At 65.8% G+C, this 25287-nt stretch carries 30 protein-coding genes; all 30 read left to right on the top strand.

From position 1 onward, the window contains the following. Window positions 1–301: 301 nt before the first annotated feature. The 30 genes from rplJ (at window position 302) to rplO (ending at window position 25125) form a co-directional block, all read left to right on the top strand. Entirely contained in the window at window positions 302–853 is a 552-nt protein-coding gene (gene rplJ / locus ACFWJW_RS29130) for a 50S ribosomal protein L10 (protein WP_042155838.1), read from the top strand. 84 nt (window positions 854–937) lie between these two features. Continuing rightward, window positions 938–1324, top strand: a complete 387-nt coding sequence (gene rplL, locus ACFWJW_RS29135) for a 50S ribosomal protein L7/L12 (RefSeq protein WP_018090915.1) — start codon at window positions 938–940, stop codon at window positions 1322–1324. A 621-nt stretch (window positions 1325–1945) separates the two neighbouring features. Further along, complete coding sequence (gene rpoB, locus ACFWJW_RS29140; RefSeq protein ID WP_387247034.1) at window positions 1946–5428, top strand: DNA-directed RNA polymerase subunit beta; 3483 nt, start codon at window positions 1946–1948, stop codon at window positions 5426–5428. A 100-nt stretch (window positions 5429–5528) separates the two neighbouring features. Then, window positions 5529–9428, top strand: a complete 3900-nt coding sequence (locus ACFWJW_RS29145; RefSeq protein WP_387247036.1) for a DNA-directed RNA polymerase subunit beta' — start codon at window positions 5529–5531, stop codon at window positions 9426–9428. Window positions 9429–9673: 245 nt separating this feature from the next. Continuing rightward, the gene (locus ACFWJW_RS29150) at window positions 9674–10156 is read left to right on the top strand and encodes a DUF1707 and DUF4190 domain-containing protein (protein WP_387247038.1); all 483 of its coding nucleotides are present in this window, start codon (window positions 9674–9676) and stop codon (window positions 10154–10156) included. 432 nt (window positions 10157–10588) lie between these two features. Beyond that, complete coding sequence (gene rpsL / locus ACFWJW_RS29155) at window positions 10589–10960, top strand: 30S ribosomal protein S12 (protein ID WP_003948652.1); 372 nt, start codon at window positions 10589–10591, stop codon at window positions 10958–10960. 2 nt (window positions 10961–10962) lie between these two features. Then, window positions 10963–11433, top strand: coding sequence for a 30S ribosomal protein S7 (rpsG, locus tag ACFWJW_RS29160; protein WP_004571813.1), 471 nt, complete (start codon window positions 10963–10965; stop codon window positions 11431–11433). Between the two features lie 39 nt (window positions 11434–11472). Next, a complete protein-coding gene (gene fusA / locus ACFWJW_RS29165; protein WP_387247040.1) occupies window positions 11473–13593 on the top strand; it encodes an elongation factor G in 2121 nt (706 codons plus the stop codon). A gap of 155 nt (window positions 13594–13748) precedes the next feature. After that, complete coding sequence (gene tuf / locus ACFWJW_RS29170) at window positions 13749–14942, top strand: elongation factor Tu (protein WP_387247042.1); 1194 nt, start codon at window positions 13749–13751, stop codon at window positions 14940–14942. Between the two features lie 430 nt (window positions 14943–15372). Then, window positions 15373–15681: a 30S ribosomal protein S10 gene (gene rpsJ, locus ACFWJW_RS29175; protein WP_004571821.1), complete on the top strand. Its 309-nt coding sequence runs from the start codon at window positions 15373–15375 to the stop codon at window positions 15679–15681. Between the two features lie 14 nt (window positions 15682–15695). Then, window positions 15696–16340: a 50S ribosomal protein L3 gene (rplC, locus tag ACFWJW_RS29180; protein ID WP_030986140.1), complete on the top strand. Its 645-nt coding sequence runs from the start codon at window positions 15696–15698 to the stop codon at window positions 16338–16340. An 8-nt stretch (window positions 16341–16348) separates the two neighbouring features. Next, entirely contained in the window at window positions 16349–16999 is a 651-nt protein-coding gene (gene rplD / locus ACFWJW_RS29185; protein WP_042155858.1) for a 50S ribosomal protein L4, read from the top strand. Then, window positions 16999–17322: a 50S ribosomal protein L23 gene (gene rplW, locus ACFWJW_RS29190; protein WP_042155860.1), complete on the top strand. Its 324-nt coding sequence runs from the start codon at window positions 16999–17001 to the stop codon at window positions 17320–17322. Before rplD ends, rplW begins: the two co-directional genes overlap by 1 nt. A gap of 39 nt (window positions 17323–17361) precedes the next feature. Further along, window positions 17362–18198, top strand: a complete 837-nt coding sequence (gene rplB, locus ACFWJW_RS29195; protein ID WP_018090900.1) for a 50S ribosomal protein L2 — start codon at window positions 17362–17364, stop codon at window positions 18196–18198. A gap of 12 nt (window positions 18199–18210) precedes the next feature. Next, on the top strand, window positions 18211–18492 hold the full coding sequence (gene rpsS, locus ACFWJW_RS29200) for a 30S ribosomal protein S19 (RefSeq protein WP_018090899.1): 282 nt from the start codon (window positions 18211–18213) through the stop codon (window positions 18490–18492). Between the two features lie 43 nt (window positions 18493–18535). Beyond that, window positions 18536–18883, top strand: coding sequence for a 50S ribosomal protein L22 (gene rplV, locus ACFWJW_RS29205; RefSeq protein WP_004571827.1), 348 nt, complete (start codon window positions 18536–18538; stop codon window positions 18881–18883). Continuing rightward, on the top strand, window positions 18883–19710 hold the full coding sequence (rpsC, locus tag ACFWJW_RS29210) for a 30S ribosomal protein S3 (protein ID WP_018090897.1): 828 nt from the start codon (window positions 18883–18885) through the stop codon (window positions 19708–19710). The genes rplV and rpsC overlap by 1 nt, the downstream gene beginning before the upstream one ends. A 5-nt stretch (window positions 19711–19715) precedes the next feature. Continuing rightward, on the top strand, window positions 19716–20135 hold the full coding sequence (gene rplP, locus ACFWJW_RS29215) for a 50S ribosomal protein L16 (protein WP_006604880.1): 420 nt from the start codon (window positions 19716–19718) through the stop codon (window positions 20133–20135). Then, on the top strand, window positions 20135–20359 hold the full coding sequence (gene rpmC, locus ACFWJW_RS29220) for a 50S ribosomal protein L29 (protein WP_030283449.1): 225 nt from the start codon (window positions 20135–20137) through the stop codon (window positions 20357–20359). Before rplP ends, rpmC begins: the two co-directional genes overlap by 1 nt. Beyond that, complete coding sequence (rpsQ, locus tag ACFWJW_RS29225; protein ID WP_006604882.1) at window positions 20359–20640, top strand: 30S ribosomal protein S17; 282 nt, start codon at window positions 20359–20361, stop codon at window positions 20638–20640. Before rpmC ends, rpsQ begins: the two co-directional genes overlap by 1 nt. A gap of 104 nt (window positions 20641–20744) precedes the next feature. Then, window positions 20745–21113 carry a 50S ribosomal protein L14 gene (rplN, locus tag ACFWJW_RS29230; RefSeq protein ID WP_003998823.1) on the top strand — a complete coding sequence of 123 codons (369 nt, stop codon included), beginning with the start codon at window positions 20745–20747 and terminating at the stop codon, window positions 21111–21113. A gap of 3 nt (window positions 21114–21116) precedes the next feature. After that, on the top strand, window positions 21117–21440 hold the full coding sequence (rplX, locus tag ACFWJW_RS29235; protein ID WP_030062892.1) for a 50S ribosomal protein L24: 324 nt from the start codon (window positions 21117–21119) through the stop codon (window positions 21438–21440). Next, a complete protein-coding gene (rplE, locus tag ACFWJW_RS29240) occupies window positions 21440–22000 on the top strand; it encodes a 50S ribosomal protein L5 (RefSeq protein ID WP_016571061.1) in 561 nt (186 codons plus the stop codon). The genes rplX and rplE overlap by 1 nt, the downstream gene beginning before the upstream one ends. Window positions 22001–22005: 5 nt before the next feature. Then, window positions 22006–22191, top strand: a complete 186-nt coding sequence (locus ACFWJW_RS29245; RefSeq protein ID WP_003956452.1) for a type Z 30S ribosomal protein S14 — start codon at window positions 22006–22008, stop codon at window positions 22189–22191. 298 nt (window positions 22192–22489) lie between these two features. Continuing rightward, window positions 22490–22888 carry a 30S ribosomal protein S8 gene (gene rpsH / locus ACFWJW_RS29250; RefSeq protein WP_006604885.1) on the top strand — a complete coding sequence of 133 codons (399 nt, stop codon included), beginning with the start codon at window positions 22490–22492 and terminating at the stop codon, window positions 22886–22888. Window positions 22889–22910: 22 nt separating this feature from the next. Next, entirely contained in the window at window positions 22911–23450 is a 540-nt protein-coding gene (gene rplF / locus ACFWJW_RS29255) for a 50S ribosomal protein L6 (protein WP_042155875.1), read from the top strand. Window positions 23451–23453: 3 nt separating this feature from the next. Continuing rightward, window positions 23454–23837 carry a 50S ribosomal protein L18 gene (rplR, locus tag ACFWJW_RS29260; RefSeq protein WP_042155876.1) on the top strand — a complete coding sequence of 128 codons (384 nt, stop codon included), beginning with the start codon at window positions 23454–23456 and terminating at the stop codon, window positions 23835–23837. Between the two features lie 46 nt (window positions 23838–23883). After that, window positions 23884–24486 carry a 30S ribosomal protein S5 gene (rpsE, locus tag ACFWJW_RS29265; RefSeq protein ID WP_006604888.1) on the top strand — a complete coding sequence of 201 codons (603 nt, stop codon included), beginning with the start codon at window positions 23884–23886 and terminating at the stop codon, window positions 24484–24486. Next, window positions 24486–24668, top strand: a complete 183-nt coding sequence (gene rpmD, locus ACFWJW_RS29270) for a 50S ribosomal protein L30 (RefSeq protein WP_030074796.1) — start codon at window positions 24486–24488, stop codon at window positions 24666–24668. Before rpsE ends, rpmD begins: the two co-directional genes overlap by 1 nt. 1 nt (window position 24669) lies before the next feature. After that, window positions 24670–25125, top strand: coding sequence for a 50S ribosomal protein L15 (gene rplO / locus ACFWJW_RS29275; protein WP_042155880.1), 456 nt, complete (start codon window positions 24670–24672; stop codon window positions 25123–25125). Window positions 25126–25287 lie beyond the last annotated feature (162 nt).

Consider the following 25287-nt stretch of genomic DNA (forward strand, 5'->3'; position numbering starts at 1 on the left):
GGGCGCGCTCCAGCGGCCGGGAGCGCGCCCTGCGCCCCCTCTCGGTCGATTTGCCTGACGCAGGGCTCTCCCGTACCGTATGCGGAAGCCAAAGACCGCTGGTTGTCTCTGTGCGCCCGATCCCGGGTGTGCAGTGGCCGAAGGATCCGCTAGCTGCGGACGGCCTGCGCAGGTGTGTATGGATGAACTCCCGGGCAGATTTCTGCCTTGGTCGAGTACGCCCCGTGCGCCTGCGCCGGGGCGTTTGTTTTGCCCAGCCCCTTCTGCGCGGTCCTCATCACCCGGAAGGAGGCCGAGGCTCATGGCGACGTCTGACAAGATCGCAGCCGTTGAGGAGATCACTTCTAAGCTCCGTGACTCCAACGCAGCTGTTGTGACTTCTTACACCGGACTGACTGTGGCGCAGCTCAAGGAGCTGCGTCGTTCTCTCGGCGAGAACGCTCAGTACCGTGTGGTGAAGAACACGCTGACCAAGATCGCGGCCCAGGAGGCCGGGATTCAGCTGGACGAGCACCTCAAGGGCTCGACCGCTGTTGCTTTCGTGACCGGTGACCCGGTCACGGCGGCGAAGGGTCTGCGTGACTTCGCCAAGGAAAACCCCTCTCTCGTCATCAAGGGCGGTGTCCTTGAAGGCAAGGCGCTGTCCGCCGACGAGATCAAGAAGCTTGCGGACCTCGAGTCCCGTGAGGTTCTGCTCGCCAAGCTGGCGGGTGGCATGAAGGCGTCCATGGCCAAGGCCGCGGCGACCTTCCAGGCCCCGCTCACGAAGTTCGCCCGCACCGCGGACGCGCTTCGCAGCAAGGTCGAGCAGGGCGGTGCCGGTACGCCGGCTCCCGCCGAGGCTGCCGAGTAATCACTCGGACGCCCAGCGGGCCCGTAGTACGCCCGCCAGACATGTACATCCGGCACCAGCCGAATTAGTGGAAGGACCGCCACCATGGCGAAGCTCAGCCAGGAAGACCTGCTCGCGCAGTTCGAGGAGATGACCCTCATCGAGCTCTCCGAGTTCGTGAAGCTCTTCGAGGAGAAGTTCGACGTCGAGGCCGCCGCCCCGGTCGCCGTTGCCGCCGCCGGTGCCCCGGGTGCCCCGGCCGCCGCCGAGGCCGAGGAGCAGGACGAGTTCGACGTCATCCTCACCGGTGCGGGCGACAAGAAGATCCAGGTCATCAAGGTCGTGCGTGAGCTGACCTCCCTGGGCCTGAAGGAGGCCAAGGACCTCGTCGACGGCACCCCGAAGCCCGTCCTCGAGAAGGTCGCCAAGGACGCCGCCGAGAAGGCCGCCGAGTCCCTCAAGGGCGCCGGCGCCTCCGTCGAGGTCAAGTGACCCCACTGAGTCTCTGACTCACGTCCACAGCGCCTCTGGCGCGCCGGACACCAGCGAAGGGCGATCACCCATGCGGGTGGTCGCCCTTCGGCGTGCTCGCCACGGCTGCGTTGTCTCGCGCCTGCGTGCGAGTATGGTGATCATCGTTGCCCGGACGTGCCCCCATGTGACGATCTCCCAGAGGTGGGGGGCCTTGACGAACCGGACGCGGCGCGCAATTCTCGGGACGCGACGCAGAAGCGATCCAGGGTTCGAGGCATGGATCGCGGACGAAGAGGGAAGCATCGGTGTGCGCCACTGGCGCAGGGCTTTCGGCAGGCGCATGGCATTGAGAAGAACAAACGAGGGCTTCCTCCGGTGCGGAGGGCATGACCTCCCGGAGGGAGAAGATCGGTATCACGGTGCTGAACCGGTCTCCGGAAACTCGCTCTGGACATCAGTGTGCCAAGTGGCTACACTGACCCTTTGCGCTGCCTGTTAGCTGCTCCCTGCCCGTCACCAGGGGCATACCCGAGCCTGAGCAAACCTGAATGAACCGCCCTGAACTGGGCTTTTCCTCAGTCTGCTCGATTCGGGACCGGTACGCGCGTAGTGAGTCCGAGCCCTCGGAAGGACCCCCTCTTGGCCGCCTCGCGCAACGCCTCGACTGCCAATACGAACAACGGCGACAGCACCGCCCCGCTGCGCATCTCTTTTGCGAAGATCAAGGAGCCCCTCGGGGTTCCGAACCTCCTTGCGCTGCAGACCGAAAGCTTCGACTGGCTGCTCGGCAATGCCGCATGGAAGGGTCGCGTCGAGGCTGCGCTGGAGAGTGGGCAGGAAGTCCCCACCAAGTCCGGTCTTGAGGAGATCTTCGAAGAGATCTCCCCGATCGAGGACTTCTCCGGGTCGATGTCGCTGACGTTCCGCGACCACCGCTTCGAGCCCCCGAAGAACTCCATCGACGAGTGCAAGGAGCGCGACTTCACGTACGCGGCTCCGCTCTTCGTCACCGCCGAGTTCACCAACAACGAGACCGGCGAGATCAAGTCCCAGACGGTCTTCATGGGCGACTTCCCGCTCATGACGAACAAGGGCACCTTCTGCATCAACGGCACCGAGCGTGTCGTCGTCTCGCAGCTGGTGCGCTCGCCGGGCGTGTACTTCGACAGCTCCATCGACAAGACGTCCGACAAGGACATCTTCTCCGCCAAGATCATCCCGTCCCGGGGTGCCTGGCTGGAGATGGAGATCGACAAGCGCGACATGGTCGGTGTGCGCATCGACCGTAAGCGCAAGCAGTCCGTCACCGTCCTGCTCAAGGCGCTCGGGTGGACCACCGAGCAGATCCTCGAGGAGTTCGGCGAGTACGAGTCGATGCGCGCCACCCTGGAGAAGGACCACACCCAGGGCCAGGACGACGCGCTGCTCGACATCTACCGCAAGCTGCGTCCGGGCGAGCCGCCGACCCGCGAGGCCGCGCAGACGCTGCTGGAGAACCTGTACTTCAACCCCAAGCGCTACGACCTCGCGAAGGTCGGCCGCTACAAGGTCAACAAGAAGCTCGGTGGCGACGAGCCGCTCGACGCCGGTGTGCTGACCACCGATGACGTCATCGCGACGATCAAGTACCTGGTCAAGCTGCACGCCGGCGAGACCGAGACGATCGGCGAGAACGGCAACTCCATCGTTGTCGAGACCGACGACATCGACCACTTCGGCAACCGTCGTCTGCGCAACGTCGGCGAGCTCATCCAGAACCAGGTCCGCACGGGTCTGGCTCGTATGGAGCGCGTCGTGCGTGAGCGCATGACGACCCAGGACGTCGAGGCGATCACGCCGCAGACCCTGATCAACATCCGGCCGGTCGTCGCCTCCATCAAGGAGTTCTTCGGCACCAGCCAGCTGTCCCAGTTCATGGACCAGACCAACCCGCTGTCGGGTCTGACCCACAAGCGCCGTCTGTCGGCGCTGGGCCCGGGTGGTCTCTCCCGTGAGCGGGCCGGTCTGGACGTCCGTGACGTGCACCCCTCGCACTACGGCCGCATGTGCCCGATTGAGACCCCTGAAGGTCCCAACATTGGTCTGATCGGCTCGCTGGCCTCCTACGGCCGGGTCAACGTCTTCGGCTTCATCGAGACGCCGTACCGCAAGGTCGTCGACGGCCAGGTCACGGAGGAGGTGGACTACCTCACCGCTGATGAGGAGGACCGCTTCCTGATCGCCCAGGCCAACGCGAAGCTCTCCGAGGACATGCGGTTCTCCGAGCAGCGTGTCCTGGTCCGCCGTCGTGGCGGCGAGGTCGACCTGGTCCCCGCCGACGAGGTCGACTTCATGGACGTCTCGCCGCGCCAGATGGTGTCGGCCGCGACCGCCATGATTCCGTTCCTCGAGCACGACGACGCCAACCGCGCGCTCATGGGATCGAACATGATGCGCCAGGCCGTGCCGCTGATCAAGGCGGAGTCGCCGCTGGTCGGCACCGGCATGGAGTACCGCTGCGCGGTCGACGCCGGTGACGTCATCAAGGCCGAGAAGGACGGTGTGGTCCAGGAGGTCTCCGCGGACTACATCACCGTCGCCAACGACGACGGCACGTACACCACGTACCGCGTCGCCAAGTTCACCCGCTCCAACCAGGGCACCTCCTTCAACCAGAAGGTCGTCGTGGACGAGGGCGCGCGGGTCATCGAGGGCCAGGTCCTCGCCGACGGTCCGTCCACGGACGAAGGCGAGATGGCGCTCGGCAAGAACCTGCTCGTGGCGTTCATGCCGTGGGAGGGTCACAACTACGAGGACGCGATCATCCTGTCGCAGCGCCTCGTGCAGGACGACGTCCTCTCCTCGATCCACATCGAGGAGCACGAGGTCGACGCCCGTGACACCAAGCTGGGCCCCGAGGAGATCACCCGGGACATCCCGAACGTCTCCGAGGAGGTCCTCTCCGACCTCGACGAGCGCGGCATCATCCGTATCGGTGCCGAGGTCGTCGCCGGCGACATCCTCGTCGGCAAGGTCACGCCCAAGGGTGAGACCGAGCTGACCCCCGAGGAGCGCCTGCTCCGCGCGATCTTCGGTGAGAAGGCGCGCGAGGTGCGCGACACCTCGCTGAAGGTGCCGCACGGTGAGATCGGCAAGGTCATCGGCGTCCGCGTCTTCGACCGCGAAGAGGGCGACGAGCTGCCCCCGGGCGTGAACCAGCTGGTCCGCGTCTACGTGGCGCAGAAGCGCAAGATCACCGACGGTGACAAGCTCGCCGGCCGTCACGGCAACAAGGGCGTCATCTCGAAGATCCTGCCGGTCGAGGACATGCCGTTCCTGGAGGACGGCACCCCGGTCGACATCATCCTCAACCCGCTGGGTGTCCCGTCCCGAATGAACCCGGGACAGGTCCTGGAGATCCACCTCGGCTGGCTCGCCAGCCAGGGCTGGAAGGTCGAAGGAGCCGAGGACTGGCAGCAGCGTCTCCAGGCGATCGGCGCCGACGACGTCGCTCCCCGCACCAACGTCGCGACCCCGGTCTTCGACGGTGCGCGCGAGGACGAGCTGGCGGGTCTCTTCGACTCGACGCTCCCCAACCGCGACGGCGAGCGGATGGTCAAGAGCTCCGGCAAGGCCCAGCTGTTCGACGGCCGCTCCGGTGAGCCGTTCCCGGACCCGATCTCGGTCGGGTACATGTACATCCTCAAGCTGCACCACCTGGTCGACGACAAGCTCCACGCGCGTTCGACCGGTCCGTACTCGATGATCACCCAGCAGCCGCTGGGTGGTAAGGCTCAGTTCGGTGGCCAGCGGTTCGGTGAGATGGAGGTGTGGGCGCTGGAGGCATACGGCGCCGCATACGCCCTCCAGGAGCTGCTGACGATCAAGTCCGACGACGTGACCGGCCGCGTGAAGGTCTACGAGGCCATCGTCAAGGGCGAGAACATCCCCGAGCCCGGCATTCCCGAGTCCTTCAAGGTGCTCATCAAGGAAATGCAGTCCCTGTGCCTCAACGTGGAGGTGCTGTCCTCGGACGGCATGTCCATCGAGATGCGCGACACCGACGAGGACGTCTTCCGCGCAGCGGAGGAGCTCGGCATCGACCTGTCCCGGCGCGAGCCGAGCAGCGTCGAAGAGGTCTGACGGGAGTCCGGCCGGGGAGTCAGCGATGGCTCCCCCGGCCGGCCCCAGGACCCCCGTTTCAGACCCCAAGACTTACAACCCTGAGAGGGATTGACGCATAGTGCTCGACGTCAACTTCTTCGATGAGCTCCGGATCGGTCTGGCCACCGCTGACGACATCCGTCAGTGGAGCCACGGCGAGGTCAAGAAGCCCGAGACCATCAACTACCGCACCCTCAAGCCCGAAAAGGACGGACTCTTCTGCGAGAAGATCTTCGGTCCGACCCGGGACTGGGAGTGCTACTGCGGTAAGTACAAGCGCGTCCGCTTCAAGGGCATCATCTGCGAGCGCTGCGGCGTCGAGGTCACTCGCGCCAAGGTGCGCCGTGAGCGGATGGGCCACATCGAGCTGGCCGCTCCCGTGACCCACATCTGGTACTTCAAGGGCGTGCCGAGCCGGCTGGGCTACCTGCTGGACCTCGCGCCCAAGGACCTCGAGAAGGTCATCTACTTCGCCGCCTACATGATCACGTGGGTGGACGAGGAGCGCCGCACGCGCGACCTGCCCTCGCTGGAGGCGCACGTCTCCGTCGAGCGTCAGCAGATCGAGCAGCGCCGCGACTCCGACCTGGAGGCCCGCGCCAAGAAGCTCGAGACCGACCTGGCCGAGCTGGAGGCCGAGGGCGCCAAGGCGGATGTGCGCCGCAAGGTGCGCGAGGGTGCCGAGCGTGAGATGAAGCAGCTGCGTGACCGTGCGCAGCGCGAGATCGACCGTCTCGACGAGGTCTGGAACCGCTTCAAGAACCTCAAGGTCCAGGACCTGGAGGGCGACGAGCTGCTCTACCGCGAGCTGCGGGACCGCTTCGGCACGTACTTCGACGGCTCCATGGGTGCTGCTGCCCTTCAGAAGCGCCTGGAGACCTTCGACCTCGACGAGGAGGCCGAGCGCCTCCGCGAGATCATCCGTACCGGCAAGGGCCAGAAGAAGACCCGTGCGCTCAAGCGCCTCAAGGTCGTCTCCGCCTTCCTCCAGACCCGCAACAGCCCCAAGGGCATGGTGCTGGACTGCATCCCGGTGATCCCGCCGGACCTGCGTCCGATGGTGCAGCTGGACGGTGGCCGCTTCGCGACCTCCGACCTGAACGACCTGTACCGCCGTGTGATCAACCGCAACAACCGTCTGAAGCGGCTTCTCGACCTCGGTGCGCCCGAGATCATCGTGAACAACGAGAAGCGGATGCTCCAGGAGGCCGTCGACGCGCTGTTCGACAACGGCCGCCGCGGTCGCCCGGTCACCGGTCCCGGTAACCGTCCGCTGAAGTCCCTCAGCGACATGCTGAAGGGTAAGCAGGGCCGCTTCCGTCAGAACCTGCTCGGTAAGCGAGTCGACTACTCGGCGCGTTCCGTCATCGTCGTCGGCCCGCAGCTCAAGCTGCACCAGTGCGGTCTGCCCAAGGCCATGGCGCTGGAGCTCTTCAAGCCGTTCGTGATGAAGCGCCTGGTGGACCTCAACCACGCGCAGAACATCAAGTCGGCCAAGCGCATGGTCGAGCGCGGCCGCACGGTCGTCTACGACGTGCTCGAAGAGGTCATCGCCGAGCACCCGGTGCTGCTGAACCGTGCGCCCACGCTGCACCGTCTGGGCATCCAGGCATTCGAGCCGCAGCTGGTCGAGGGCAAGGCCATTCAGATTCACCCGCTCGTCTGCACCGCGTTCAACGCGGACTTCGACGGTGACCAGATGGCCGTCCACCTCCCGCTGTCCGCGGAGGCCCAGGCCGAGGCCCGCATCCTGATGCTGTCCTCGAACAACATCCTCAAGCCGGCCGACGGCCGTCCGGTCACCATGCCGACCCAGGACATGGTGCTCGGCCTCTTCTTCCTCACCACGGATGAAGCGGAGCGCAAGGTCATCGGTGAGGGCCGCGCGTTCGGCTCGGCCGCCGAGGCGATCATGGCGTTCGACGCCAAGGAGCTCTCGCTCCAGGCGAAGGTCGACATCCGCTTCCCGATCGGTACGGTTCCGCCCCGCGGCTGGACCCCGCCGGTTCCGGAGGAGGGTGAGCCCGAGTGGCAGCAGGGTGACAGCTTCCGGCTGCGGACGACCCTGGGCCGTGCGCTCTTCAACGAGCTGCTGCCCGAGGACTACCCGTTCGTCGACTACTCGGTGGGCAAGAAGCAGCTCTCCGCGATCGTCAACGACCTGGCCGAGCGCTACCCCAAGGTCATCGTGGCGGCGACGCTCGACAACCTGAAGGCGGCCGGTTTCCACTGGGCGACCCGTTCCGGCGTCACCGTCGCCGTCTCGGACATCGTCGTCCCGGAGGCCAAGAAGGCCATCGTCGCGGGCTACGAGGCCCAGGACGAGAAGGTCCAGAAGCAGTACGAGCGCGGTCTGATCACCAAGGACGAGCGCACTCAGGAACTGATCAACATCTGGACCAAGGCGACCAACGAGGTCGCCGAGGCGATGAACGAGAACTTCCCCAAGACGAACCCCATCTTCATGATGGTTGACTCGGGTGCCCGAGGAAACATGATGCAGATGCGGCAGATCGCCGGTATGCGTGGTCTGGTGTCGAACGCGAAGAACGAGACCATCCCGCGTCCGATCAAGGCGTCGTTCCGCGAGGGTCTGTCCGTGCTGGAGTACTTCATCTCCACGCACGGTGCCCGTAAGGGTCTGGCGGACACCGCCCTTCGTACCGCCGACTCCGGTTACCTCACCCGTCGTCTGGTCGACGTCTCCCAGGACGTCATCATTCGCGAGGAGGACTGCGGCACCGAGCGCGGCCTCAAGCTGCGGATCGCCTCGAAGGACGCCGCCGGTGTCCTGCGCAAGGCGGACGACGTCGAGTCCAGCGTCTACGCACGGATGCTGGCCGAGGACGTCGTCGTCGACGGCAAGGTCGTCGCGCCGGCCAACGTGGACCTCGGTGACGTGCTCATCGACGCGCTGGTCAACGCGGGCGTCGAGGAGGTCAAGACCCGCTCGGTCCTGACCTGTGAGTCCGCGGTCGGCACCTGTGCCTTCTGCTACGGCCGTTCGCTGGCCACCGGCAAGCTGGTCGACATCGGTGAGGCGGTCGGCATCATCGCCGCCCAGTCCATCGGTGAGCCCGGCACCCAGCTGACGATGCGTACCTTCCACACCGGTGGTGTGGCCGGTGACGACATCACTCTGGGTCTGCCGCGTGTCGTCGAGCTCTTCGAGGCCCGTACGCCCAAGGGTGTCGCCCCGATCTCGGAGGCGGCCGGCCGCGTCCGGATCGAGGAGACCGAGAAGACCAAGAAGGTCATCGTCACCCCGGACGACGGCAGCGACGAGACGGCGTACGGCGTCTCCAAGCGTGCCCGTCTCCTGGTGGGCGAGGGCGACCACGTCACGGTCGGCCAGCCGCTGACCGTGGGTGCCGTCAACCCGCACGACGTGCTGCGGATCCTCGGCCAGCGTGCCGTCCAGGTCCACCTGGTCGGCGAGGTCCAGAAGGTCTACAACAGCCAGGGCGTGGCGATCCACGACAAGCACATCGAGATCATCATCCGGCAGATGCTGCGCCGTGTGACGATCATCGAGTCCGGCGACGCGGAGCTGCTGCCGGGCGAGCTGGTGGAGCGCACGAAGTTCGAGGGCGAGAACCGTCGTGTCGTGGCGGAAGGCGGCCACCCGGCCTCCGGCCGTCCGCAGCTGATGGGTATCACCAAGGCTTCGCTGGCGACGGAATCCTGGCTGTCGGCCGCCTCCTTCCAGGAGACGACCCGAGTGCTGACGGACGCGGCGATCAACGCCAAGTCCGACTCGCTCATCGGCCTCAAGGAGAACGTCATCATCGGTAAGCTCATCCCGGCCGGTACGGGCCTGTCCCGCTACCGCAACATCCGGGTCGAGCCCACCGAAGAGGCCAAGGCCGCGATGTACTCGGCCGTCGGTTACGACGACATCGACTACTCGCCCTTCGGCACCGGCTCCGGCCAGGCGGTCCCGCTGGAGGACTACGACTACGGTCCGTACAACCAGTAATCCTGGTCCGTACGACAGCGACAGGGCGGCCATTCCTTACGGGGTGGCCGCCCTGCGGCGTGGGTACGGGACGTGTTCCGGGCCAACCTGACGGTCCGGAGGCCGCGTGGGGGAACTCGTCCTCCCATTGCTGCGTCTGTGATGACAAGATGGGGAGAACTGTCGAGCGGGGGGAGGTTCGCGAAGTGGCATTCCAGCCGTGGCAGGGCGGTCAGCCGGCTCAGCCGTCGAATCAGGTGCCTGCCATGCGTGCCTCGCACGCCGATCGTGAGCGGACGGTCGATGTGCTCAAGGCGGGATTCGCCGAGGGGCGGCTTCAGCAGCCGGAGTACGAGCAGCGGATCGCCCGGGCCTACAAGGCGCAGACGCACGCCGAGCTACAGATGCTGGTCGCGGATCTGCCGCAGGGCCCGGTGCCGCAGGCGCAGTTCGTGCCGCAGCGGCCGATGGTGCCGGCGACGTTCATGCCGATGCAGATGCCGGTGCCGGTGACGACGAACAGCTCGGCGACGGGCGCGCTGGTCTGCGGGATCATGACGCCGGTGACGTGGGGTCTGACCGCGATTCCGGCGGTGATCCTGGGGCACAAGGCGCGGGCCGAGATCCGCCGGTCCGGGGAGCGCGGTGACGGCCAGGCCCTCACCGGTCTGATTCTGGGCTGGCTGGCGATCGGTGGCTGGGCGCTGTTCCTTCTGGTGTTCATCCTGACCGCCGCGGTCGGCCTCTAGGGACCGGCCGGCGGTCGTCCGGGGGCTCCCGGTGTCGCCGGGGGAGGGCCGGCGCGGGTGCGTGGTGCCTTCTTCCGTACGGCCGTGGATCCCACTACGGTGACCGCAACGCCGTGAGGAGTCCGGCGTGTCCTTCGCGTGTGCATTTGTTTTGACCGCAGCCCATGCGGTAGGTACGCTCTGACCTTGTGCCTGGGGTGTCCCTGGGCTGCCGTGCGCGCAATCTCCCACTGGAGTACCTGCCGGGCCGTAAGGCCGCGGAGGGCTCCGTCCGGAGGGCCACCAGCACGGAAGCCGGGTTTTGACACCGCAATCTGCCGTCTCACTCGTTCCAGCGAGGGACCGTGCAGTATTCGACACACCCGACCGCGTGGGTCGGGGAATGTTCCAGGTTAGCTTTACCGAGACTGGCACACAGAAACCGGAGAAACGGTGCCTACGATCCAGCAGCTGGTCCGCAAGGGCCGGCAGGACAAGGTCGAGAAGAACAAGACGCCCGCGCTCGAGGGTTCGCCCCAGCGCCGTGGCGTCTGCACGCGTGTTTTCACGACCACCCCGAAGAAGCCGAACTCGGCCCTGCGTAAGGTCGCGCGTGTGCGTCTGACCAGCGGGATCGAGGTCACCGCTTACATTCCGGGTGAGGGCCACAACCTCCAGGAGCACTCGATCGTGCTCGTGCGTGGCGGCCGTGTGAAGGACCTGCCGGGTGTTCGGTACAAGATCATCCGCGGCTCCCTCGACACGCAGGGCGTCAAGAACCGCAAGCAGGCTCGCAGCCGCTACGGCGCCAAGAAGGAGAAGTAAGAATGCCTCGTAAGGGCCCCGCCCCGAAGCGCCCGGTCATCATCGACCCGGTCTACGGCTCTCCTCTGGTGACGTCCCTCATCAACAAGGTGCTGCTGAACGGAAAGCGCTCCACCGCCGAGCGCATCGTTTACGGCGCCATGGAGGGTCTGCGCGAGAAGACCGGTAACGACCCGGTCATCACGCTCAAGCGCGCGCTCGAGAACATCAAGCCGACCCTTGAGGTCAAGTCCCGCCGCGTCGGTGGCGCGACCTACCAGGTTCCGGTCGAGGTCAAGCCCGGCCGTGCCGCCACCCTCTCGCTCCGCTGGCTCGTGGGCTACTCCCGCGCCCGCCGCGAGAAGACCATGACCGAGCGCCTCATGAACGAACTGCTGGACGCCTCCAACGGCCTCGGCGCTTCGGTCAAGAAGCGTGAGGACACGCACAAGATGGCCGAGTCCAACAAGGCCTTCGCGCACTACCGCTGGTAGTCGCAACCCACATCGAGACCGAGAGAAGATTGAGCCACTATGGCTACCACTTCGCTTGACCTGGCCAAGGTCCGCAATATCGGGATCATGGCCCACATCGACGCGGGCAAGACGACCACCACCGAGCGGATCCTGTTCTACACCGGTGTTTCGTACAAGATCGGTGAGGTCCACGACGGCGCTGCCACGATGGACTGGATGGAGCAGGAGCAGGAGCGCGGCATCACGATCACGTCTGCCGCGACGACCTGCCACTGGCCGCTGGAAGACGTCGACAACACCATCAACATCATCGACACCCCGGGCCACGTCGACTTCACGGTCGAGGTGGAGCGCTCGCTGCGCGTCCTGGACGGTGCGGTGACGGTGTTCGACGGCGTTGCCGGTGTCGAGCCGCAGTCCGAGACCGTTTGGCGTCAGGCGGACCGCTACGGCGTGCCGCGTATCTGCTTCGTCAACAAGCTCGACCGCACGGGTGCCGAGTTCCACCGCTGCGTCGACATGATCGTGGACCGCCTGGGCGCGACCCCGATCGTGATGCAGCTGCCGATCGGCACCGAGGCGGACTTCAAGGGTGTCGTCGACCTCGTCACCATGAAGGCCCTGGTCTGGTCGGCCGAGGCCGCCAAGGGCGAGATGTACGACACCGTCGACATCCCGGACACCCACATCGAGGCTGCCGACGAGTGGCGCGGCAAGCTGCTCGAGGCCGTTGCCGAGAACGATGAAGAGATCATGGAGCTGTACCTGGAGGGCCAGGAGCCCACCGTGGAGCAGCTCTACGCGGCGATCCGCCGGATCACCATCGCTTCGGGCAAGGCCGAGAACACCACCGTTACCCCGGTGTTCTGCGGTACCGCCTTCAAGAACAAGGGTGTCCAGCCGCTGCTCGACGCGGTCGTGCGCTACCTCCCCTCCCCGTTGGACGTCGAGGCCATTGAGGGCCACGCGGTCAACGACCCGGAAGAGGTCATCAAGCGCAAGCCGTCCGAGGACGAGCCGCTGTCCGCTCTTGCGTTCAAGATTGCGAGCGACCCCCACCTGGGCAAGCTCACCTTCATCCGGGTGTACTCGGGCCGCCTTGAGGCCGGCTCGCAGGTGCAGAACTCGGTGAAGGGCAAGAAGGAGCGCATCGGCAAGATCTACCGGATGCACGCGAACAAGCGTGAGGAGATCGAGTCGGTGGGTGCCGGTGACATCGTCGCCGTCATGGGTCTGAAGCAGACCACCACCGGTGAGACCCTCTGCGACGCCTCGAACCAGGTCATCCTGGAGTCGATGGAGTTCCCGGCCCCGGTCATCCAGGTCGCCATTGAGCCCAAGTCCAAGGGCGACCAGGAGAAGCTGGGTGTCGCCATCCAGCGTCTCGCCGAAGAGGACCCCTCGTTCCAGGTGCACACCGACGAGGAGACCGGCCAGACCATCATCGCGGGTATGGGCGAGCTGCACCTCGACGTGCTGGTCGACCGTATGAAGCGTGAGTTCCGGGTCGAGGCCAACGTCGGCAAGCCGCAGGTCGCCTACCGCGAGACCCTGCGCAAGGCCGTCGAGCGTCTCGACTACACGCACAAGAAGCAGACCGGTGGTTCCGGTCAGTTCGCCAAGGTGCAGATCGCGATCGCGCCGCTCGAGGGCGACGGGTACGAGTTCGAGAACAAGGTCACCGGTGGCCGTATCCCGCGGGAGTACATCCCGTCCGTGGACGCGGGCTGCCAGGAGGCCATGGAGTTCGGTGTTCTCGCCGGCTACCCGCTGACGGGCGTTAAGGTCACCCTGCTCGACGGTGCGTTCCACGAGGTCGACTCGTCGGAAATGGCCTTCAAGATCGCCGGTTCGATGGCCTTCAAGGAGGCCGCGCGCAAGGCTTCCCCGGCCCTGCTCGAGCCGATGATGAAGGTCGAGGTCACCACGCCCGAGGACTACATGGGCGACGTGATCGGCGACATCAACTCCCGCCGTGGTCAGATTCAGTCCATGGAAGAGCGCAGCGGTGCCAAGCTCGTCACGGGCCTGGTCCCCCTGTCGGAGATGTTCGGCTACGTCGGAGACCTCCGCAGCAAGACGTCGGGTCGCGCAAGCTACTCGATGCAGTTCGACTCCTACGCCGAGGTTCCCCGGAACGTCGCCGAGGAGATCATCGCGAAGGCCAAGGGCGAATAGGTCCGTCTCCCGAGAGCCGGAACACGCTTTAGGCTTGACACCGTCTGCCGGGGTAATCCCCGCAATCCGTGAGGAATGCCCCGGCAGCCGGCATCCCAGCAAAGATCACCTGGCGCCGATGAGTAAGGCGTACAGAACCACTTCAGGAGGAACCAGTGGCGAAGGCGAAGTTCGAGCGGACTAAGCCGCACGTCAACATCGGCACCATCGGTCACATTGACCACGGTAAGACGACCCTCACGGCCGCCATTACCAAGGTGCTGCACGACGCGTACCCGGACCTGAACGAGGCCTCGGCCTTCGACCAGATCGACAAGGCTCCTGAGGAGCGTCAGCGCGGTATCACGATCTCCATCGCGCACGTCGAGTACCAGACGGAGAACCGTCACTACGCCCACGTCGACTGCCCCGGTCACGCGGACTACATCAAGAACATGATCACGGGTGCGGCGCAGATGGACGGCGCCATCCTCGTGGTCGCCGCCACCGACGGCCCGATGCCGCAGACCAAGGAGCACGTGCTCCTGGCCCGCCAGGTCGGCGTTCCGTACATCGTTGTCGCCCTGAACAAGGCCGACATGGTGGACGACGAGGAGATCCTGGAGCTCGTCGAGCTCGAGGTCCGTGAGCTCCTCTCCGAGTACGAGTTCCCCGGCGACGACGTTCCGGTCGTCAAGGTCTCGGCGCTCAAGGCGCTCGAGGGCGACAAGGAGTGGGGCGACTCCGTCCTCAAGCTCATGAACGCCGTCGACGAGGCGATCCCGCAGCCCGAGCGTGACGTCGACAAGCCGTTCCTGATGCCGATCGAGGACGTCTTCACGATCACCGGCCGTGGCACCGTTGTCACCGGTCGTATCGAGCGTGGTGTCCTCAAGGTCAACGAGACCGTCGACATCATCGGCATCAAGACCGAGAAGACCACCACCACGGTCACCGGCATCGAGATGTTCCGCAAGCTCCTCGACGAGGGCCAGGCCGGTGAGAACGTCGGTCTGCTCCTCCGTGGCATCAAGCGCGAGGACGTCGAGCGCGGCCAGGTCATCATCAAGCCGGGCTCGGTCACCCCGCACACCGAGTTCGAGGCGCAGGCTTACATCCTCTCCAAGGACGAGGGTGGCCGCCACACGCCGTTCTTCAACAACTACCGTCCGCAGTTCTACTTCCGTACGACTGACGTGACCGGTGTTGTGACCCTCCCCGAGGGCACCGAGATGGTCATGCCGGGCGACAACACCGAGATGTCGGTCCAGCTGATCCAGCCGGTCGCCATGGAGGAGGGCCTGAAGTTCGCCATCCGTGAGGGTGGCCGGACCGTCGGCGCCGGCCAGGTCACCAAGATCACGAAGTAATTTCGCTGATCCGGATGATCCGGTCGTAGCTCCCCGGAGCTCACGAGGAGCCCCGCTCACCATCAGGTGGGCGGGGCTCCTTGACAGTTGGGGTCCGATTGGCCTTAGGCGTCCCGGGTATGGCACACTGTCCAGGTTGCTCGGTTGAGTGCCGATGCTGCGCGCCTCCCGCCGGGAGGACTGGAAGCGAGTCCCAGGTATTCGTCGTCCCTTTTCAGGGCCGGAAATACGGGAATCTTCCGGGAAGCGTCAGCGGGGTGCCTCGGCCAGGCGCCCGGTGGGTGTTCTTCCCCTGCCTTCTCCTTCTTGAAGGATCCTCCCTGTGGGGATTTACGAGAAGGGGTGCGACACGCCCGACCGCGTGGGTCGGAGAAGAACGGGAACGTACCGGGTCCCAGAGCGTTACGAGAGACAGGACTACGAAGTAGCCATGGCGGGACAGAAGATCCGCATCCGGCTCAAGGCCTACGACCACGAGGTCATCGACACGTCGGCGAAGAAGATCGTCGAGACGGTGACCCGTACTGGTGCGTCGGTCGCGGGCCCGGTGCCGCTGCCCACTGAAAAGAACGTGTACTGCGTCATCAAGTCGCCGCACAAGTACAAGGACTCGCGCGAGCACTTCGAGATGCGCACGCACAAGCGCCTGATCGACATCCTCGACCCGACGCCCAAGACCGTTGACTCGCTGATGCGCCTGGACCTTCCGGCCGGCGTTGACATCGAGATCAAGCTCTGAGAGGCGCGGAAGAGATGGCTAAGCAGATCAAGGGCATCCTGGGCGAGAAGCTCGGCATGACCCAGGTCTGGGACGAGAACAACCGTGTCGTCCCGGTGACCGTGGTGAAGGCCGGCCCCTGTGTCGTTACCCAGGTGCGCACCAATGACCAGGACGGTTACGACTCCGTCCAGATCGCCTTCGGCGAGATCGACCCGCGCAAGGTGAACAAGCCCCTCAAGGGCCACTTCGCGAAGGCCGACGTCACCCCCCGTCGTCACCTCGTCGAGGTCCGTACCACCGATGCCGGTGAGTACACCCTCGGCCAGGAAGTGACCGCTGAGACCTTCGAGTCCGGCGTCAAGGTGGACGTGACCGGCAAGAGCAAGGGCAAGGGCTTCGCCGGCGTCATGAAGCGTCACGGCTTCCATGGCGGCAAGGCGTCCCACGGTGCCCACCGTGTGCACCGTAAGCCGGGCTCCATCGGTGGCTGCGCCACCCCGGGCCGCGTGTTCAAGGGCATGCGGATGGCCGGCCGTATGGGCAATGAGCGGGTCACCACCCAGAACCTGACCGTCCACGCCGTTGACGCGGAGAAGGGTCTGCTGCTCATCAAGGGCGCAGTTCCTGGTCCGAACGGCGGCCTCGTCCTGGTCCGTACCGCGGCCAAGGGGGCCTGAGGTAACCGATGAGCACCATTGACATCCTTTCGCCGGCAGGCGACAAGGCCGGTACCGTCGAGCTCCCCACGGAGATCTTCGACGCCAAGGTCAGCGTTCCGCTGATCCACCAGGTCGTTGTCGCACAGCTGGCCGCGGCCCGTCAGGGCACGCACAAGACCAAGACTCGCGGCGAGGTCCGCGGCGGTGGCAAGAAGCCGTACCGCCAGAAGGGCACCGGCCGGGCGCGTCAGGGTTCGACCCGTGCGCCGCAGTTCGCCGGCGGTGGCATCGTCCACGGCCCCGTGCCGCGTGACTACAGCCAGCGGACCCCGAAGAAGATGAAGGTCGCCGCCCTGCGCGGTGCCCTCACCGACCGGGCCCGTAACAGCCGTATCCACGTCGTTGCCGGCGTGGTCGAGGGCGACATCTCCACCAAGGCCGCCAAGACTCTCCTCGGCAAGGTCAGCGAGCGCAAGAACGTGCTCCTGGTCGCCGAGCGCAGCGACGAGGCCGCGTGGCTGTCCGCCCGCAACCTGCCCCAGGTTCACATCCTGGAGCCGGGCCAGCTGAACACGTACGACGTGCTCGTCTCCGACGACGTGGTCTTCACCAAGGCCGCCTTCGAGTCCTTCGTGTCTGGCCCCAAGGCCGCTGAGACCGAAGGGAGCGACGCCTGATGACTGAGGCCGTCGTCACCAGCAAGACCTTCACGGACCCGCGCGACGTTCTCGTCAAGCCCGTGGTTTCCGAGAAGAGCTACGCGCTGCTGGACGAGAACAAGTACACGTTCATCGTCGCGCCCGGCGCGAACAAGACCCAGATCAAGCAGGCCGTCGAGGCGGTCTTCTCGGTCAAGGTCACCGGGGTCAACACGATCAACCGGCAGGGCAAGCGCAAGCGCACCCGCACCGGTTACGGCAAGCGTGCGAACACCAAGCGCGCCATCGTGACCCTCGCCGAGGGCGACCGTATCGACATCTTCGGCGGCCCGGTCTCCTAACGGAGTCCGAGTCGTCCGGAATCGGACGAGGACTGAGAAATGGGTATCCGCAAGTACAAGCCGACGACCCCGGGCCGTCGTGGCTCCAGCGTCGCCGACTTTGTCGAGATCACGCGGTCCACGCCGGAGAAGTCGCTGGTCCGCCCGCTGCACAGCAAGGGCGGCCGTAACAACGCCGGTCGTGTGACCGTTCGCCACCAGGGCGGTGGCCACAAGCGCGCCTACCGAGTGATCGACTTCCGTCGTCACGACAAGGACGGCGTGCCGGCCAAGGTCGCGCACATCGAGTACGACCCGAACCGCACCGCGCGCATCGCGCTGCTGCACTACGCAGACGGCGAGAAGCGCTACATCATCGCGCCCCGTGGCCTGGCCCAGGGTGCTCGGATTGAGAACGGCCCTGGCGCCGACATCAAGCCGGGCAACAACCTGCCGCTGCGTCACATCCCCGTGGGTACGACGATCCACGCGATCGAGCTGCGTCCGGGCGGCGGTGCGAAGTTCGCCCGTTCGGCCGGTGCCTCCGTGCAGCTGCTGGCGAAGGAGGGCCGCATGGCTCACCTTCGTATGCCCTCCGGTGAGATCCGCCTGGTCGACGTCCGCTGCCGCGCCACCGTTGGCGAGGTCGGCAACGCCGAGCAGTCGAACATCAACTGGGGCAAGGCCGGCCGCATGCGCTGGAAGGGCGTCCGCCCGACCGTGCGTGGTGTCGTGATGAACCCCGTCGACCACCCGCACGGTGGTGGTGAGGGCAAGACCTCCGGTGGTCGCCACCCGGTCTCGCCGTGGGGTCAGAAGGAGGGTCGTACTCGCTCGCCGAAGAAGGCCAGCAACAAGTACATCGTCCGCCGCCGCAAGACGAACAAGAAGCGCTAGGAGCGGGTTTAGATGCCGCGCAGTCTCAAGAAGGGGCCCTTCGTCGACGACCACCTTTCCAAGAAGGTGGATGTTCAGAACGATGCCGGCACCAAGAACGTCATCAAGACCTGGTCCCGCCGCTCCATGATCGTCCCGGCCATGCTCGGCCACACGATCGCGGTGCACGACGGCCGCAAGCACGTCCCGGTGTTCGTCACCGAGTCGATGGTCGGCCACAAGCTCGGCGAGTTTGCGCCGACCCGCACCTTCCGCGGCCACGAGAAGGACGACCGCAAGTCGCGGCGTCGTTGATCGGCGGAGTGCGAAGACTATGACTGACACCGAAGGGACAACCATGGAAGCCAGGGCCCAGGCGCGGTACATCCGCGTCACGCCCATGAAGGCCCGCCGCGTGGTGGACCTTATCCGTGGCATGGATGCCACGGAGGCTCAGGCGGTCCTGCGTTTCGCCCCGCAGGCCGCGAGCGTGCCGGTTGGCAAGGTGCTGGACAGCGCCATTGCCAACGCTGCACACAACTACGACCACACGGACGCCTCTTCGCTGGTCATCAGCGAGGCGTACGTCGACGAGGGTCCGACCCTGAAGCGGTTCCGTCCGCGTGCTCAGGGCCGTGCCTACCGGATCCGCAAGCGGACCAGCCACATCACCGTGGTCGTCAGCAGCAAGGAAGGAACCCGGTAATGGGCCAGAAGGTAAACCCGCACGGGTTCCGGCTCGGCGTCACGACGGACTTCAAGTCCCGGTGGTACGCCGACAAGCTGTACAAGGACTACGTCAAGGAAGACGTCGCCATTCGTCGCATGATGACGAAGGGCATGGAGCGCGCCGGTATCTCCAAGGTGGAGATCGAGCGCACCCGTGAGCGCGTCCGCGTTGACATCCACACCGCTCGTCCGGGCATCGTCATCGGCCGCCGCGGCGCCGAGGCCGACCGCATCCGCGGCGAGCTGGAGAAGCTGACCGGCAAGCAGGTCCAGCTGAACATCCTCGAGGTCAAGAACCCCGAGACCGATGCTCAGCTGGTCGCCCAGGCCGTCGCCGAGCAGCTCTCGTCCCGCGTCTCCTTCCGTCGCGCCATGCGTAAGAGCATGCAGTCGACGATGAAGGCCGGCGCTAAGGGCATCAAGATCCAGTGTGGTGGCCGTCTCGGCGGCGCCGAGATGTCCCGCTCGGAGTTCTACCGCGAGGGCCGTGTGCCCCTGCACACGCTCCGTGCGAACGTCGACTACGGCTTCTTCGAGGCCAAGACCACCTTCGGCCGCATCGGCGTGAAGGTCTGGATCTACAAGGGCGACGTCAAGAACATCGCCGAGGTGCGTGCCGAGAACGCTGCCGCCCGTGCGGGTAACCGCCCGGCCCGCGGTGGCGGCAACGACCGCCCGCGCCGCGGTGGCGAGCGTGGCGGCCGCGGTGGCCGCAAGCCGCAGCAGCAGACCGCCGCTGCCGAGGCCCCCAAGGCCGAGGCCGCTGCCGCTGCTCCGGCGGAGACCCCCGGAACGGAGGCCTGACCGACATGCTGATCCCTCGCAGGGTCAAGCACCGCAAGCAGCACCACCCGAAGCGCAGTGGTATGGCCAAGGGTGGCACCGAGCTGGCCTTCGGTGAGTACGGCATTCAGGCCGTCACCCCGGCTTACGTGACGAACCGTCAGATCGAGTCCGCTCGTATCGCGATGACCCGTCACATCAAGCGTGGCGGCAAGGTCTGGATCAACATTTACCCGGACCGCCCGCTCACGAAGAAGCCGGCCGAAACCCGCATGGGTTCCGGTAAGGGTTCTCCGGAGTGGTGGGTCGCGAACGTCAAGCCCGGTCGGGTGATGTTCGAGCTGTCCTTCCCGAACGAAAAGGTTGCCAAGGAGGCGCTGACCCGCGCCGCCCACAAGCTTCCGATGAAGTGCCGCATCGTGCGGCGCGAGGCAGGTGAGTCGTGATGGCGGCCGGTACCAAGGCGACCGAGCTGCGCGAGCTGAACAACGAGGACCTCGTTGCCAAGCTGCGTGAGGCCAAGGAGGAGCTGTTCAACCTCCGCTTCCAGGCGGCGACCGGACAGCTCGAGAACCACGGTCGGCTCAAGTCCGTCCGTAAGGACATCGCCCGGATCTACACCCTGATGCGTGAGCGCGAGCTGGGCATCGAGACGGTGGAGAGCGCCTGATGAGCGAGAAGAATGTGACTGAGACGAACGAGCGCGGTTTCCGCAAGACCCGTGAGGGTCTCGTCGTCAGCGACAAGATGGACAAGACCGTCGTCGTCGCTGTCGAGGACCGCGTCAAGCACGCGCTGTACGGCAAGGTCATCCGCCGTACCAACAAGCTCAAGGCGCACGACGAGCAGAACGCTGCCGGCGTCGGCGACCGCGTCCTCCTGATGGAGACCCGGCCGCTGTCCGCCACCAAGCGCTGGCGCATCGTCGAGATCCTCGAGAAGGCCAAGTAATCCCTCCTAGGGGGACCCCCTAGGAACAGTTCCGCCAGGCTCGGCGAGAAGCGCGAAGCACTCGCGCTTCTCGCCGGGAACCGGCAGACACACAGGAGATAGACGTGATCCAGCAGGAGTCGCGACTGCGGGTCGCCGACAACACTGGTGCGAAGGAGATCCTTTGCATCCGTGTTCTCGGTGGTTCCGGTCGCCGCTACGCGGGCATCGGTGACGTCATCGTCGCCACCGTGAAGGATGCGATCCCCGGTGGCAACGTGAAGAAGGGTGACGTCGTCAAGGCGGTCATCGTTCGCACCGTCAAGGAGCGCCGCCGTCCGGACGGCTCGTACATCCGCTTCGACGAGAACGCGGCCGTCATCCTCAAGAACGATGGCGACCCCCGCGGCACCCGCATCTTCGGCCCCGTGGGCCGGGAGCTGCGCGAGAAGAAGTTCATGAAGATCATCTCGCTCGCGCCGGAGGTGCTGTAACCGATGAAGATCAAGAAGGGCGACCTGGTCCAGGTCATCACCGGTAAGGACAAGGGCAAGCAGGGCAAGGTCATCCAGGCCTTCCCCCGCGAGGACCGCGTCCTGGTCGAGGGTGTCAACCGGGTCAAGAAGCACACCAAGGCCGGACAGACCGCTCGTGGGTCGAAGACCGGCGGCATCGTGACGACCGAGGCCCCCATCCACGTCAGCAACGTTCAGCTGGTCGTGGAGAAGGATGGCAACAAGGTCGTTACCCGCGTCGGATACCGCTTCGACGACGAGGGCAACAAGATCCGCGTTGCCAAGCGGACCGGTGAGGACATCTGATGACTGCCACCACCAACGCGCCGCGTCTGAAGACGCGCTACCGCGAAGAGATCGCCGGGAAGCTGAAGGACGAGTTCTCCTACGAGAACGTCATGCAGATCCCCGGTCTGACCAAGATCGTGGTCAACATGGGTGTGGGCGACGCCGCCCGCGACTCCAAGCTGATCGAGGGCGCCATCCGCGACCTCACCACGATCACCGGCCAGAAGCCGGCCGTCACCAAGGCCCGTAAGTCCATCGCGCAGTTCAAGCTGCGTGAGGGCCAGCCGATCGGTGCCCACGTCACCCTCCGCGGTGACCGCATGTGGGAGTTCCTGGACCGCCTGCTGTCGCTCGCGCTGCCGCGCATCCGCGACTTCCGTGGTCTGTCCCCGAAGCAGTTCGACGGTCGGGGCAACTACACCTTCGGTCTCACCGAGCAGGTCATGTTCCACGAGATCGACCAGGACAAGATCGACCGTACCCGGGGTATGGACATCACCGTGGTCACCACGGCGACCAACGACGATGAGGGCCGCGCTCTCCTTCGTCACCTCGGCTTCCCGTTCAAGGAGGCGTGAGCGAGATGGCGAAGAAGGCTCTGATTGCCAAGGCTGCTCGCAAGCCGAAGTTCGGTGTGCGCGCGTACACCCGCTGCCAGCGCTGCGGCCGTCCGCACTCCGTTTACCGCAAGTTCGGCCTGTGCCGCGTGTGCCTTCGTGAGATGGCTCACCGTGGCGAGCTGCCGGGCGTGACCAAGAGCTCCTGGTAATCCCGCCCACCCGTCGCCCAACCACCGCCCCTCAAGGGCGCCTTGGCAGGCGGCAGGAATTTTGGGTAGGGATGACCGGGGCTCTCGGTAAGCAATCGGCCGGCGGGCGCACCCACCCCCTTTTTCCCGTAGGGTAGAAGGGTTTGGGCGCCCCGCCGCCCGAGACCGACCGCGGGCCGAGCCCGCATAACGTCGCTTACTACGCCGTAGGTCCCCGCGCCGCACCCGTCCCGACTCTGATCGGGGAGAGGGATGGCGCACATAGGAAACCCCGGCGAGAGAGGCCGAAGGCCAATTCATGACCATGACTGATCCCATCGCAGACATGCTGACCCGTCTGCGGAACGCGAACTCGGCGTACCACGACACCGTCGTGATGCCGCACAGCAAGATCAAGTCGCACATCGCGGAGATCCTCCAGCAGGAGGGTTACATCACCGGCTGGCGCGTCGAGGACGCCGAGGTTGGCAAGAACCTCGTCCTCGAGCTGAAGTTCGGCCCGAACCGCGAGCGCTCGATCGCCGGCATCAAGCGGATCTCGAAGCCGGGCCTCCGGGTCTACGCAAAGTCCACCAACCTGCCGAAGGTCCTCGGCGGCCTGGGCGTGGCGATCATCTCCACGTCCCACGGTCTCCTGACCGGTCAGCAGGCCAGCAAGAAGGGCGTGGGTGGGGAAGTCCTCGCCTACGTCTGGTAACCAGGGAACGGAGGAATAGCTAATGTCGCGCATTGGCAAGCTGCCCATCCAGGTTCCCGCTGGTGTGGACGTCACCATCGAGGGCCGGACGGTCGCGGTGAAGGGCCCCAAGGGTTCCCTCTCGCACACCGTCGCGGCACCCATCGAGGTCGCCAAGGGTGAGGACGGCGTGATCAACGTTGTCCGCCCGAACGACGAGCGTCAGAACAAGGCCCTGCACGGCCTGTCCCGCACGCTGGTGGCGAACATGATCACCGGCGTGACCCAGGGCTACAGCAAGGCTCTCGAGATCAGCGGTGTCGGCTACCGCGTCCAGGCCAAGGGCTCCAACCTGGAGTTCTCCCTGGGCTACAGCCACCCGATCCTGGTCGAGGCCCCCGAGGGGATCTCCTTCAAGGTCGAGTCGCCCACCAAGCTCAGCGTCGAGGGCATCGACAAGCAGAAGGTCGGCGAGGTGGCGGCGAACATCCGCAAGCTGCGCAAGCCTGACCCGTACAAGGCCAAGGGCGTCAAGTACGCCGGCGAGGTCATCCGCCGCAAGGTCGGAAAGGCTGGTAAGTAAGCCATGGCATACGGTGTGAAGATCGCTAAGGGTGACGCCTACAAGCGCGCCGCCGCTAAGCGTCGCCACATCCGCATCCGTAAGCGGATTTCGGGTACGCCGGAGCGTCCGCGTCTGGTGGTGACGCGGACCAACCGTGGCATCACCGCGCAGGTCATCGACGACATCGCGGGCCACACGCTGGCCTCCGCGTCGACCCTGGACGCGTCGATTCGCGGTGGCGAGGGCGACAAGAGCGCTCAGGCCAAGAAGGTCGGCTCCCTGGTCGCCGAGCGTGCCAAGGCCGCCGGTGTCGAGGCCGTCGTGTTCGACCGTGGTGGCAAGCAGTACGCCGGGCGGATTGCCGCTCTGGCCGACGCCGCCCGCGAAGCCGGGCTGAAGTTCTAAGCCCCGGTTCCGGAGCTAGCGGACGTAACAGAGAGAGGTAAATCCAATGGCTGGACCCCAGCGCCGCGGGAGCGGTGCCGGTGGCGGCGAGCGGCGGGACCGGAAGGGTCGCGACGGTGGCGCTGCCGCCGAGAAGACCGCATACGTTGAGCGCGTTGTCGCGATCAACCGTGTCGCCAAGGTTGTCAAGGGTGGCCGTCGCTTCAGCTTCACCGCGCTGGTCGTGGTGGGCGACGGTGACGGCACCGTAGGTGTCGGTTACGGCAAGGCCAAGGAAGTTCCGGCTGCCATCGCCAAGGGCGTGGAAGAGGCCAAGAAGAACTTCTTCAAGGTCCCCCGTATCCAGGGCACCATCCCTCACCCCATCCAGGGCGAGAAGGCTGCGGGCGTCGTCCTGCTCAAGCCGGCTTCCCCCGGTACCGGTGTGATCGCGGGTGGCCCCGTGCGTGCCGTTCTGGAGTGCGCGGGCATCCACGACGTGCTGAGCAAGTCGCTCGGTTCGTCGAACCCGATCAACATCGTGCACGCCACGGTGACCGCGCTTCAGGGCCTTCAGCGCCCCGAGGAGATCGCGGCCCGTCGTGGCCTGCCGCTGGAGGACGTTGCTCCCGCCGCTCTGCTGCGGGCGCGTGCAGGGGTGACCGCGTAATGGCGCACCTCAAGATCACGCAGACGAAGTCTTTCATCGGTAGCAAGCAGAACCACCGCGACACCCTCCGGTCGCTGGGCCTCAAGCGGCTCAACGACGTGGTTGTCAAGGAGGACCGTCCCGAGTTCCGCGGCATGGTGCACACCGTCCGCCACCTCGTGACGGTTGAGGAGGTCGACTGACATGGCGGAGACCAACCCGCTGAAGGTCCACAACCTCCGGCCCGCCCCGGGCGCCAAGACCGCCAAGACCCGTGTCGGTCGTGGTGAGGCGTCCAAGGGTAAGACCGCTGGTCGTGGTACCAAGGGCACGAAGGCCCGTTACCAGGTTCCGGAGCGCTTCGAGGGTGGGCAGATGCCCCTCCACATGCGCCTCCCGAAGCTGAAGGGCTTCAAGAACCCCGCTCACAAGCAGTTCCAGGTCGTGAACCTGGCCAAGCTGGCCGAGCTCTACCCGCAGGGTGGCGAGGTCACGGTGGCCGATCTGGTCGCCAAGGGCGCGGTGCGCAAGAACGAGCTCGTCAAGGTCCTGGGCCAGGGCGAGATCTCCGTGGCGCTTCAGGTTTCGGTTGACGCCGTTTCCGGCTCCGCCAAGGAGAAGATCGCCGCTGCCGGCGGCACCGTCACCGAGCTCATCTGAGTTCGTTGGTTCAACTGACCGGGGATGCCCATCGATTGGGGCATCCCCGGTTGGTCGTTCCAAGGGGGTACGGTCGCCGGTAAGGTGGCGTGCAGTGTTGTTTTGTCCGGGACCCGTCCTCGGACGTTCGCCGCACAGGCCGTGCCTGTGCGGTTTTGGCCG

The organism is Streptomyces sp. NPDC127097 (genome assembly GCF_042724075.1).
GTDB lineage: Bacteria > Actinomycetota > Actinomycetes > Streptomycetales > Streptomycetaceae > Streptomyces.